10 protein-coding genes are annotated in these 12,801 nt (G+C 36.0%); 2 read left to right on the top strand and 8 right to left on the bottom strand.

Annotation, left to right across the window (positions count from 1 at the left end):
• Positions 1-368 precede the first annotated feature (368 nt).
• A complete protein-coding gene (gene ald / locus MMU07_RS02055) occupies positions 369-1,487 on the top strand; it encodes an alanine dehydrogenase (RefSeq protein WP_241124165.1) in 1,119 nt (372 codons plus the stop codon).
• Between the two features lie 59 nt (positions 1,488-1,546).
• Here the strand turns inward: ald and MMU07_RS02050 are convergent, their stop codons facing one another.
• On the bottom strand, positions 1,547-3,031 hold the full coding sequence (locus tag MMU07_RS02050) for a cryptochrome/deoxyribodipyrimidine photo-lyase family protein (protein ID WP_241124164.1): 1,485 nt from the start codon (positions 3,029-3,031) through the stop codon (positions 1,547-1,549).
• A 29-nt stretch (positions 3,032-3,060) separates the two neighbouring features.
• Between MMU07_RS02050 and MMU07_RS02045 the strand changes: the two genes are divergently transcribed.
• A complete protein-coding gene (locus MMU07_RS02045; RefSeq protein ID WP_241124163.1) occupies positions 3,061-3,327 on the top strand; it encodes a TIGR03643 family protein in 267 nt (88 codons plus the stop codon).
• Positions 3,328-3,347: 20 nt separating this feature from the next.
• Here the strand turns inward: MMU07_RS02045 and MMU07_RS02040 are convergent, their stop codons facing one another.
• The 7 genes from MMU07_RS02040 to MMU07_RS02010 all read right to left on the bottom strand — a co-directional run bounded on the left by MMU07_RS02040 (position 3,348) and on the right by MMU07_RS02010 (position 12,799).
• Positions 3,348-5,261, bottom strand: a complete 1,914-nt coding sequence (locus tag MMU07_RS02040; RefSeq protein WP_241124162.1) for a polysaccharide biosynthesis protein — start codon at positions 5,259-5,261, stop codon at positions 3,348-3,350.
• A 382-nt stretch (positions 5,262-5,643) separates the two neighbouring features.
• Positions 5,644-6,264, bottom strand: coding sequence for a sugar transferase (locus tag MMU07_RS02035; RefSeq protein WP_241124161.1), 621 nt, complete (start codon positions 6,262-6,264; stop codon positions 5,644-5,646).
• Between the two features lie 4 nt (positions 6,265-6,268).
• Positions 6,269-7,402: a DegT/DnrJ/EryC1/StrS family aminotransferase gene (locus MMU07_RS02030; RefSeq protein WP_241124160.1), complete on the bottom strand. Its 1,134-nt coding sequence runs from the start codon at positions 7,400-7,402 to the stop codon at positions 6,269-6,271.
• A gap of 317 nt (positions 7,403-7,719) precedes the next feature.
• Positions 7,720-8,874: a glycosyltransferase family 4 protein gene (locus MMU07_RS02025; protein ID WP_241124159.1), complete on the bottom strand. Its 1,155-nt coding sequence runs from the start codon at positions 8,872-8,874 to the stop codon at positions 7,720-7,722.
• A 107-nt stretch (positions 8,875-8,981) separates the two neighbouring features.
• On the bottom strand, positions 8,982-9,860 hold the full coding sequence (gene rfbA, locus MMU07_RS02020; protein ID WP_241124158.1) for a glucose-1-phosphate thymidylyltransferase RfbA: 879 nt from the start codon (positions 9,858-9,860) through the stop codon (positions 8,982-8,984).
• Positions 9,861-10,040: 180 nt separating this feature from the next.
• Complete coding sequence (gene wecB / locus MMU07_RS02015) at positions 10,041-11,138, bottom strand: non-hydrolyzing UDP-N-acetylglucosamine 2-epimerase (RefSeq protein ID WP_241124157.1); 1,098 nt, start codon at positions 11,136-11,138, stop codon at positions 10,041-10,043.
• Entirely contained in the window at positions 11,135-12,799 is a 1,665-nt protein-coding gene (locus tag MMU07_RS02010; RefSeq protein WP_241124156.1) for a capsule assembly Wzi family protein, read from the bottom strand. Before MMU07_RS02010 ends, wecB begins: the two co-directional genes overlap by 4 nt.
• Between the last annotated feature and the right edge of the window lie 2 nt (positions 12,800-12,801).

Raw genomic sequence — 12,801 nt, 5'->3', positions numbered from 1 at the left:
TTTTTACAAATTTAAAAACAGAATAATTTCCATTAATTTCAATAAATAATTTTGAATAAAGATAATAAAAATACGTTTTGCAAAATTTTATTCTTATTTTTACAATTTAACAATCAAAATAATTTATAAAAACCAAAATTCACAGATTAAATTATCAGCAAAATCATTTAAAATAAAACCTCCAAAATTTTTGATCCAAAAAATATTTTTTTTGAAATTTTATTTAGAAAAATGAATTAATAAAAAATAATATTTCAAGTTTCATTCATTTTCTTAAAGCATTCAAAATAATTGAATGGAAAATGGTTTTTAATAATACCCTCATATTATCTTTGGGCTTCTAATAAGAAAACCCAAATTTTAACAATATGATAATTGGTACCCCAAAAGAAATAAAAAATAATGAAAACAGGGTGGCATTAACCCCTGCCGGCGCAAAAGAGTTGGTAAAAAGAGGCCATCAGGTATTTGTACAGCAAACAGCAGGAATAGGTAGTGGGTTTAGTGATGAAGAATATGTTTCTGCAGGAGCAACTATTTTACCTTCCATTGAGGAGGTCTATGCCATTGCTGACATGATCATTAAAGTTAAAGAACCGATTGAACCGGAATACAAGCTGATTAAAGAAAATCAGTTATTGTTTACTTACTTCCATTTTGCATCATACGAACCGCTTACCAAGGCAATGGTTGAAAGTAAAGCTATTTGCCTTGCTTATGAGACCGTCGAAAAAGTGGATAGAAGTCTTCCTTTGTTGATTCCTATGTCAGAGGTAGCAGGAAGAATGGCAATACAAAAAGGTGCAAATTACCTTGAAAAGCCATTGAAAGGCAGAGGTATACTTTTGGGAGGAGTTCCCGGAGTATTGCCGGCAAAAGTTTTGATATTAGGTGGTGGCATTGTAGGAACCCAGGCTGCTTGGATGGCAGCAGGTTTGGGTGCTGATGTGACCATTATGGATGTATCACTTGCCAGAATGCGATACCTAGCAGATGTCATGCCTGCAAATGTCAAGACCATGATGTCAAATGAATATAACATCAGAGAAATGATCAAACATTCTGACTTGATTATAGGAGCTGTATTGATTCCCGGAGCAAAAGCGCCACACCTGATTACCAAAGACATGCTTAAAATCATGAAACCTGGTACTGTGTTAGTGGATGTAGCCGTAGATCAGGGTGGCTGCATTGAAACATGCAAACCCACAACGCACGAAAATCCAACGTATATTATAGACGACGTAGTTCATTATTGCGTCGCAAATATGCCGGGTGCTGTTCCTTATACTTCTACATTAGCACTTACCAATGCTACACTTCCCTACGCAATTCAGTTGGCAGATAAGGGATGGAAGAAAGCTGCCCAACAAAATCCTGACCTTATTCCAGGATTAAATGTTATCAACGGAGATATTGTCTATAAAGCAGTTGCAGAGGCCTTCAATATGGATTATGTGCCTGTAGAAAAATATTTGGCTGATTAATAATAGTTTCAACTCTAGGAAGGCCCACTTGAATAATCAAGTGGGCTTTTTTTTGAATTTTACATTCTCCGGGAGGGTAGTGTATGTTTTTTCAATATCTTTTTGGAGAATTTCACCACTTCTTCATCCCTCTGAGCTTCCCACAACTGGTCACGGGCAATTTTCCCCGAAATTTCAGGCTCAACGATAGGAAAAGGATAATCTCTGCCCAACTCAAATCCGAAAATCAATTGTTCTAATCCTGTGATTTTCCAAGGTTCATGGATTTGTCCTGATGGTAATTGAGACAGTTCGGGGACCCACTTTTTTATAAAATTAGCAGTTGGATCATGTTCATAGGACTGTTTGACAGGATTGTAAATCCTAACTGTATTGGTTCCTGTAACCCCAGCCTGCATCTGAAGTTGCGGATAATGGATACCGGGTTCAAAGTCTAAAAAATACCTAGAAAGATGGTGGGATCCATCCCTCCAATCCAACATCAAGTGATGTGTCAAAAAGGAAACCAACATAGCTCTCATTCTAAAATTGAGATAACCGGTTTCCTTCAAACAACGCATACACGCATCTACCAAAGGGAAACCTGTCTTCCCTTCCATCCAAGCTTTAAGCTTAGCATTACTTTTTACCTTTGGGAATTTATCAAAGCCTCTATTCAAATTTTCGAATTCAATCCTGCAATCCATTTCAAATTTTTGAATGAAGTGGCAGTGCCATTGAAGTCTAGATTGAAAATTTTCAACATTTCCTTTAGAAAGATTCCTATATTTTAATTTTTCGGCCTCTTGATAGACTTGTCTGATGGACAGGTTACCCCAAGCAATATATGGAGATAAACGGCTGCAAGACTTTCGGCTTTCTTCCGGTTTACTGATATGCTTGCTATAATTTGTTATCCTTTCCCCAAAAAAGGAATTCAGATATCTCCATGCAATTGTTTCTCCCCCTTCTTGCATTTTAGGGTCTTTCAATTTCCATTCTTCGGGAATTTTTCCACTACATATTCCAAAATCATTATTGACCTGAAAATACTTTCCTTTTGAAAAATCTGGGTTTTCAAGAGGTGTATCCACGAACTTTTTCCAATTGCTGGCCCAATTATCCCTATTTTTGATACCTCTTAAGACTCCATTTTGCGGAAATTCTTTCCATTTTATCTTATTCGCTTCAAAAAATTTCTTTAAAATTTTGTCTCTCTTATAGGTAATCGAAATCCCTGTTTCAAGATGGGAGAAAACGGAATCTATCCTAACATAAGATTGAAGAAATTCAAAAAAATCAATGACTTCACCATTATGAATTAAAGTTTTAGCATGAAAAGCGCCAATGATTTTGTCGAAGTCCGCCAAGCTTTGGTAAACAAACCTCCAATGTCTGAGGTCATATTGGGGTGAATCAAGCAAAGAGGGTTCAAAAACATATACTATCAAAATCGGAAATCCGCTTTCTATTGCTAATTTCAAAGGCAAATGGTCTTTTGTCCTGATATCACGCTTTAACCATACCACATTGATTTTTTCCATCTTTCTAAAAACATTAGACACCCAACATTGTTTGGAATCAAAACAATGTAATGGAATCAATTGATATAGACAGGATAATTGAAATGGCCTGGGAGGATCGGACTCCTTTTGAGGCAATAAAAAAACAATTTGGGGTTTCGGAGGAGGAAGTAATCAAATTGATGAGAGAAGAGCTAAAACCCACTTCTTTTCAGCTTTGGAGGAAAAGGGTAAGTGGAAGAAAGACTAAACATCAAAAAAAATATAATACCGAATCTGATAGATTCAAATGCAACCTGCAGCGGGCAATAACCTCAAACAAGATAAGTAAAAGGTAAAAAGACCCGTGTGACTAATATTAATTGAGACGGTCCAACACCTCAAATCTAGATGAATTACTTTTGTATTCCGGAATCATCGATTTTAGATGGAATACAAGGTCATTTTCGGAATTTTTACCAATAAATGATTCAAACATCTGTATTTGGGCCTCAATTTTGAAAAAATGCACAGGTGCTACCTGTGCTATTTTGATTTTTGGGTGATGGGTAAACTTAATGACTTCTGTATCATTCAAAAGTTCTTCAAAAAGTTTTTCCCCCTCTCTTAATCCTGTGTAGACAATTTTAATATCCGAACCTTCCTTATTTCCACTTAACCTTATCATATTTATAGCAAGGTCAACGATTTTAATTGGTTCACCCATATCAAAAACATAGATTTCTCCACCATTTCCCATGCATCCTGCTTCAAGTACCAACTGACAAGCCTCAGGGATGGTCATAAAATACCTTGTCACATCAGGATGCGTGACAGTTATCGGACCTCCTTTTTGAATCTGCTTTTTGAAAAGAGGGACTACAGAACCGTTTGAGCCCAAAACATTTCCAAAACGTGTGGTTATGAATTTTGTATAATTATTTACATGGTGATTTTGCAGGTACATATTCAAAGACTGAACATACATCTCGGCAGCTCTTTTTGTTGCACCCATGACATTCGTTGGATTAACTGCCTTGTCTGTACTTACAAAAACAAATTTTTCAACATGATGCAAAACAGATAAATCAGCAAGAATCTTGGTGCCAAGAATGTTACTTTTTACTGCTTGTTCCGGATAATTTTCTATCATTGGCACATGCTTATATGCTGCTGCATGAAAAACAACATCGGGACTGTACTTTTTAAAAACCTCCTTCATAGTACTATAATCCCTGATATCCGCCAGAACAGAAATGTGGGGAGTTACCATTCCTGTTTCTCTAAATTCAAAATCCAAGTCATACAAAGCCGATTCCGAAAAATCCAAAAGAATTAGGAGTTTTGGATTATAAAACATAATCTGCCTGCAAAGCTCACTTCCTATCGAACCTGCTGCACCTGTTACCAATACAACTTTGTTGACAAGTTCTTCTTTGATTTTTTGATTTTCTAAAGAAATCTGATCCCTTCCAAGTAAGTCTTCAATCCTTAAATCCCGAATTGCTTCAGTATTGAGGCCTCGGTTTATCCATTGATTTAATGGTGGGACAATAGATACATGAATATTGAATTTATAACATTCATCAATAATTTCCTTTTTTCTCTGAACAGACAAATCCTTTACTGCTATGATTAATTCAGATACATTTTGATTTTCTACCATTGATTTAAGGTGAGAAAGACCTCTGAAAATCTTTTTTCCTCCGATGATTTTCCCTTCCTTTTTCGGATCATCGTCGAGAAAAGATGAAATCACAAGATTGGACTTGCTATCTCTCTTGATGACATCTAGGGCCGTGATACCTGCCTCATTAGCACCAAATATCACTCCTACTTTACCATCATTAGATACAACAAAACCACTTTTGAGATAAATAAATAATTCTTTAACAAGGAATCGGTACAAAATCAATAAAAAAAGAGATGTAAGGGATGCAATAATCAAAATCGAATTTGGAATGATGTAGGTGCTGGAAATAATTTTTTCAAAACCCAAATTGATTATCAAAAAGATAACGAAACCTATCACAACTGTCTTGAAAATATTAACACTGTCTTTCAATCCTGTGTGGCGTACAATTCCTTTATAACTCTTTGTGGCCAACATCACACCAAAAACTAGAACTGAAAAAATAGCACTTCCCAAAACAGCATTGCTTTTACTCACTAATTCAAAATCAAAATTAAATCTTACGAGATAAGCAAAGAAAGTCGCCTGAAATAAAATAATAGAATCTAGTGTGACAATAATCCATCTTGGAAGGATCCTTAAATCTTTTAAAAAGTTCATTTGCAGAATTGATTAAAATATATATTATTCAATTTTTACTTATTTTAGTAATAAACAATTGCCTTCAAATATATCATTGATTTTTACAAATAATAACAATTTGAAGTGATATTTTTATCAAAAATAAAAACATACAATTTTCTTTATGTAGCGTTCATTTTTAGCTATCCAAAACAGATTTACGTTTCGAAAAAAAAATATAAAACCCCATCCTTAATCATAATTTTGACAATTTATTACCAAAATCTAGAGTGTAAAAAATGATTCAAACTTTGTCTTTATTGCTAAAAATTCAATTGAAATGAATTGAAAAGCATGGCATAAAATAAATTTAACTGCCTTATTTAATTTCTCCTTAATGCTAAAATTCCGAAAATTAAAATCAAATTAAGTCTTGATCTTTTTTGCCCTTAAATTTCGGCATAGTCACATGCCCCTCCTGATGAATACCCTCAGGCCTGAGAAATTTAAAAAATGTCAAAATTAATATTTTCGAATCCATTTTTAAAGATAGATTATTTACATATACTAAGTCATACTCAAATTTCTTCTCCCAAGAAATTGCATTTCTTCCATTTACCTGCGCAAGCCCCGTTATACCCGGACGAACCAAATGTCTTTTTGCCTGTTCCTTACTATAAAGCGGAAGGTACTCTTCCAACAATGGCCTTGGTCCGACCAAACTCATATCACCTATCAGGACATTCCATAATTGAGGAATTTCATCCATAGAAAATTTTCGGATGATTTTTCCTAATCCCTTCAATCTATCCTCATCAGGTAGTATTTGTCCTTGGTCATCAACTTCATCTGTCATAGTTTTAAACTTTACTAGTCTAAACAATTTGCCATTAAGACCCGGTCTTTTTTGGGTAAAAAAAGGATTTCCCCTATTATTTATTCCTAATACAAATCCAATTAAAACTATTACCGGGAGAAGAATTGAAATTAAAAAACCGCTAAATATTATATCAATAAATCTTTTGAGGAATAAGGAATACATCGCGTTATTTTCTGATGAGGTTATTTTTGATGATGTCAACGATCCTTACTTGATCTTCATAGGATAGATTTTCACTGCTTGGAAGGCAAATTCCTTCTGAGAATAGTTTTTCAGAGCTGCCTCCGCCATAGAATGGAACATCTTTGAATACAGGTTGAAGATGCAAAGGGTTCCAAAGGTATCGAGTTTCAATATTTTCTTTTAGTAGCGCAAGACGAAGCTCTTCTATTGAAAGTCCTGTTTCTGAATTACTTACTATAAAAGTTGAAAGCCATCTATTAGAAAAAAAACCATCGAGTTCAAGTACAGTAGAAACACCTTTTATATCACGAAATAAATTCTGATAATTTTCAAATTTCTTCCTGCGCAACGAAATCTTTTTATCCAAATCCAAAATCTGAGCAAGGCCTATTCCAGCCGATACGTTATTCATTCTATAATTATATCCAACTTCCTTATGCAAATAATATTTATAGTTTTCTCGAGCCTGAACAGACAAGTATTTTGCCCTGTCCATTGCATTTAAATCTTGGGAAATCAATGCTCCACCTGAACCTGTGGTAATAATTTTATTTCCATTAAAAGAAAAAATCCCATACTGTCCATGAGTTCCGCAAGCAATACCATCAATAGAGGAGCCCAATGCCTCTGCAGCATCTTCGACAACAGGTATTTCATATTTTGCCGAAATATCATTAATCTGTTTAAATTTTGCAGGCATACCAAACAGGTCCACCACAATAATTGCTTTTGGTTTTTTGCCCTTTCTTAACCTATCCAAAATTGCCTCTTCTAAAATTTCAGGACAAATATTCCAGGTAGTGGGTTCACTGTCAATAAACACTGGTTGAGCACCTAGGTACAAAATCGGATTGGCAGAAGCACAAAAGGTAAAGGATTGGCATAAAACCTCATCCCCAGGGCCAATACCAAGAAGTCTCAATGCCAAATGAATAGCTGAAGTTCCAGAATTTGTTACTGCTACTTCAAATCCTCCTGTTCTTTTTTTTATTTCTTCTTCAAAATCCGAAATAAATTTTCCTGCTGTCGAAATTTGATTTGATTCTAGAGCCTTCAATAAAAAGCTGTTTTCATTTCCATCAAAAACTGGAGTTGAAAGCGGAATAGATTTTAACATGTTAAAATTGAGTGAAACCAAGAACAAAACTATAGGAAAGTTTGATGAATCAAAAAGTTAGGATTTTTTTCAACCACCTACAAATTCTGAAATCTAAGGCTAAACAAAAAAATTGGGTATGCGCAATGTTGAAGGTTAGGCTTGAAAGTACTATATCGGCTGGGTATACTTGTCCTGGGACAACAGCGTACCTGCAACAAAGCCTGCTAATCGTTCTTCTGCCATTAATTGTTTAGCTACGTGCAATAAAGAGGACCCATAAAAAAAGCTCCGGAGTACTAAACTTCGGAGCTTTTGATTATTGAAAAGTATAAATTTTAATTGTCGCTAATATTGACTTTTTCCAGGACATCACCTTGAATACTTGGTTTTTGATGACTTTTCCTTTTTGTTCTCTTAGACAATATGGGTGGCGAATTTTTATTTAATTTTTTAACTCTTTTTAATGTCAGTGAATCCATTTTTAACCCAAGAACTATAGCCGTAAGGGTTACCACAGGCAACATCACATAGTCGCTGAAATCAGAACCAATAAAAATCAAGGAAATAAACCCAACTTTCACTGCTACCAACGTCAAGGTGACTTGGTCATGCCTCATGCCCATTCTCAAAAGAAAATGGTGCACATGACTTTTATCAGGTGCCATCGGGGATTTACCCTTTAAGGATCTTTTTATAAAAATCCTAGAAGTATCATATATCGGAATTATTAATAAAGCGATGCCAGAGGCAATAGGTGCATTAAATTTCCATCCTTCAAAATTTGCCATTGTGCCATTCTTATCTATAAACAATATAGTCAACACCGCCAAAGCAAAGCCTAAACTTAAAGACCCGGTATCACCCATAAAAATCTTAGCGGGATGCCAATTATAGACCAAAAAAGAAAGAACCGCACCAACCAAAATAAACGAGAATACAGAATAGCTAGTAAGGTCTGCTTCCAAAAACCACCACCCTAGGAACATAAAAGTCACTAGACTGATTGAACCTGCCAAACCGTCTAAACCATCTATAAGATTAAAGGAATTGGTCAAGACAAGAATGGTAAAAAATGAAATCCCGTAACTAATCCAAAGTGGAAGTTCATAAATACCGAAAAATCCATAAAGACCTGTCAACCTAATATCTGCCATAACCACGACTAAATAGGCAGAAATAAATTGCCCCGCCAATTTTTGGAATGCACTCATATTGACCATATCATCCCTTAAGCCAACAAAAAACATCAAGCCAAAGGCTGCTAGTAAAAACCTGATTTCCATGATATATTCTGAATCCAACCAGGCTAAAACTGCTACAAAACTTGCAATAACAAAGGCTATTCCTCCCATAGAAGGAATAAATCCGTTATGAATTTTTCTACCTCCCGGACTATCGACAAGTTCCATTTTTTTTAAAAGCAAAATCACTATTGGAGTCAGTAAAAAACCTACCATAAATGCTGTGATGACTGCAAGAAAAATTATCATAAAAATTATTTTTGAGCTAACTTAATTATAATTTATTAATATTCAAATTTCCATTCATAAAACTGTATAATCATAATAAATTAAATCTTAAGAATCATTACTCAAATTTACCTTAATCCAATTTTTCTCAAGAGATACTCACCATATTCATTTTTCCTCAAATTTTGAGCCAATTCTTTCAGTTTTTCAGTATTTATAAAGCCCATATCAAAAGCTATCTCTTCCAAACAAGCAACTTTAAGTCCTTGCCGCTTTTCAATGGTATGGATAAAATTAGAAGCTTCGAGCATTGATTCGTGGGTACCTGTATCTAACCAAGCAAAACCCCTGCCCATAAGTTCAACCTTAAGTTCATTGTTTTTCAAATATTCTTGGTTGACAGTAGTGATTTCCAACTCACCTCTGTGGCTTGGTTTTATATTTTTTGCAATTTCAACGACTGAATTCGGGTAAAAATAAAGACCCACAACCGCATAATTGCTTTTTGGGACATCAGGTTTTTCCTCAATACTTATTGCATCTCCCTTTTCGGTAAATTCAACAACTCCATAGCGTTGAGGATCTTGAACGTAGTAACCAAAAACTGTTGCTTTATTTTCATTCTCAACCGTAGCGACCGAACTTTTGAGAAGCTGTGTAAACCCATGCCCATAAAAAATATTGTCACCAAGTACCAGACAGACCGAATCGTGACCGATAAATTCCTCTCCGATGATGAAGGCTTGGGCCAATCCGTCAGGTGAAGGTTGTTCTGCATAAGTAAGCTTAATTCCTAGATCGGAACCGTCTCCAAACAATTTTTTAAAATTCGGCAGGTCATGCGGCGTGCTGATGATCAGAATCTCCCTAATACCTGCTAACATCAGGACTGACATGGGGTAGTATATCATTGGCTTGTCGTAGATAGCAAGCAGTTGCTTTGAGGTACCTTTGGTAATGGGGTAAAGTCTTGTTCCGGAGCCTCCAGCTAGGATTATGCCTTTCATAAATTTATATTGGATTATTGTCGATAAGAAATATTTATTTACACAATGATGCAGGTAAAATTGTAATTCTGTATAATTCTTGCAGGAAACTGAAATGTCCGTTACATCGGACTTCCGACTTCGGACTTCCTACCTGTCTGAAGTAGAATATTGGGTTACTGGGAAAGAAGTAGAAAACCATTATAATTCATAAATTTCAATAATTTTATCCACAATTCTTTCTGCTGCTTTTCCATCCCAAAGTGGTATTCCCTTATAAGATTTCCATTTGCCTTTAAGTAATTTCTCTAAAGGTGCTTTGAGATTTGCCGGATTTATTCCTATTAATTCATTCGTGCCAAGGGTGACTGTTTCAGGGCGTTCGGTATTGTTTCTCATGGTGATGCAAGGAACATTCATCACGGAAGCCTCCTCGGTAATTCCCCCTGAATCTGTAATTACACCTAATGCATTTTTAACCAAATAATTGAACTCAAGATAAGACAACGGTTCTACCATCCTCAATCTTGCATGTCTGATACCAATCTTCTCAAGATTTTTGGCAGTTCGGGGATGAACCGGAAATATCACAGGAAAACTACCTGTTCCCATCATAATGGCATCTATCAAGGCTTTAAGCTGATGTTCCCCATCTACATTTGCAGGCCTATGCATGGTCATGACAAAATAGTTCTTTGGCTTAAGGTCATCAAACATCTCTCCTACCGGACTCATAAACCTATCCTGATTGGAAAGCAGCGTGTCTATCATGGTATTCCCCACAAAATGAATTCTATCCTCAGCCACTCCTACATACTTCAGATGTTGGTTAGCAACCTCTGAGGTAGTGAAAAAATGATCCGTGATGCTATCCGTAACAATTCTATTCACTTCTTCCGGCATACTCATATCTCCAGAACGGATCCCTCCTTCCACATGCGCCACATCGATGACCAATTTCTTGGCTGCAATAGAACAGGCCAATGTAGAAGTTACATCACCAACTACAATAACCAAATCAGGCCTATTGGCCAAAAGTTCTTTTTCAAATGCTACCATAATGGCTGCAGTTTGTTCGGCCTGACTTCCTCCTCCCGCTTCGAGGTTGATATCAGGTTCAGGAATATTCAACTGCTCAAAAAAATCACCCGACATTTTCTTGTCATAGTGTTGACCGGTATGAACTAGTCTAAAGTTTATTGCTGTCCCTGTCTCCTTTTTGTCCTGGATGGCTTTTAGAATAGGCGCTATTTTCATAAAGTTTGGACGGGCGCCGGCGACGATGGTGATGTTAATCATTGAAGTATGAAATATCTATTTAACCTATAGATGAAGTTTAATTGAAAATGGGTAGAAAAAAGGCTGGTATTTTGTGGAAAGTCTTCTGTAGAGGCTGGGTTTTCAATCCACTGGTAATTTTTTGCATTGATAAATTGCAAACGAGAGCTCATAATAAGATTTTTCCATTCTCGATCAAAAATCAGCCCTGCACTAAAGTCAATCCAAGGTTGTTGTTTAGTTTGCTGTCCAAAGACCCTATAATAGAAATCTTGGTGGTTTTCAAGTCGCTCAAAGACTAATCCTAACTTGTTATAATTCTCGACTAGAGAAACTTCAAAGGTTTGTACATTTGAACCGGTTCCTATTCCAACACCTAGCGGTTGTCCGAAATTAACAAATCCCCTGGCACCTGAATTATGAGTATGCCAAGATACTCCACCTAACAACCCTCTGTATCTAATGTATCTGTTTATAGATTCCTGTTGATGGGTAATTTCGCCCCTAACGAACAGTTTTTTTCTTGTGTCATTTAAATTAATCAGTTTATTGAATCCCATTAAGAATGCCCTTGCGTGCTCTGGATTTATGATCGCCTCCCGCCAGTTGAAAGCATGGTCTCGCCTGCCATATTCAAAATAAAACTCAAAATTCCCTCTAATATTGACATATCTTCCCGAAACGACTGCCTGCTGGTCTCTACCATCCCCATCCTTGTCGAAACCATATTTTATCTTCTGAAATGGTGAAAGAATCGGCAAAATGTCATTAAAGCTGGAAGTTCGTTTTTGATTGTATTGCTGAAAGGTCCGGGAAAATCCAAAAAATAGTCCAGGTAACCACTTTGGTTGATAAGAAATAGTCATCCCATTCAAATATCTCCAATCGCCATCGAATGGTAAAAAATATAGATTATTAAATTCTTCGCTCTGTGAAGGGGCACGATTAGAATTTTCCAATCGACCAATGATAATCTGTCCTTCAAAATTGCCAATAAATGTCCTAGCAGGCTTTCGCGTATTCAAAGTGAAATGTAAAAAACCCGGTGCATTACGAGAGATTGATAATGAATTAAACTGTCCTGGCCCCCACCAAATATTACGGGTTGCAAATCCCATTTCAAACGCTCGGTAATGTATTAAAAGCGCCGACTGACCCCACCAAGCATTTTTATATGGTGACCTACCAAGAATTTCGGGAGTATCTGAAAAATTCCAAAAGAAAAAACGATCCTTGACAATTTGCGGTGAAGCATTTTCTACAAATCCCAGGTAGGGCTTATTTTGAGCCCAGACAATTTCTGGTTGAAACTGTGCGAAAAGGAATTTATTTTCTATTGCCAATCCTAGAGAAAAATATTGCTGAAAACCCACTTGAGAAATCATCGGTCCATCTCCCCATCCATACGGACGAACAGTATTAAAAGTATTTCTCTGAAAAAAATTTGTTGGACGGATAATGAATTCACTACCAGTTAATGTATCATTAATGTTTTGGTACAATGGTCTAAAAAACATAGAATGAACCGGTGCAAGAGAATCGGAAATCTGTTTTCTTCTAATCAATTCTTCGATTTGTAGTTCTCCGGCCGGAATCATTTGAGCATGAGAATACCTGACCATAACACTCATGGAAATGAGGAAAAAAACCTTTATTACGTTAATTATTCTTGATTTTCGCAATA

This window comes from Cognataquiflexum nitidum, from assembly GCF_022538055.1.
Classification (GTDB): Bacteria; Bacteroidota; Bacteroidia; order Cytophagales; family Cyclobacteriaceae; genus Cognataquiflexum; species Cognataquiflexum nitidum.
This window is presented reverse-complemented; position numbering and strand designations above follow the sequence as displayed.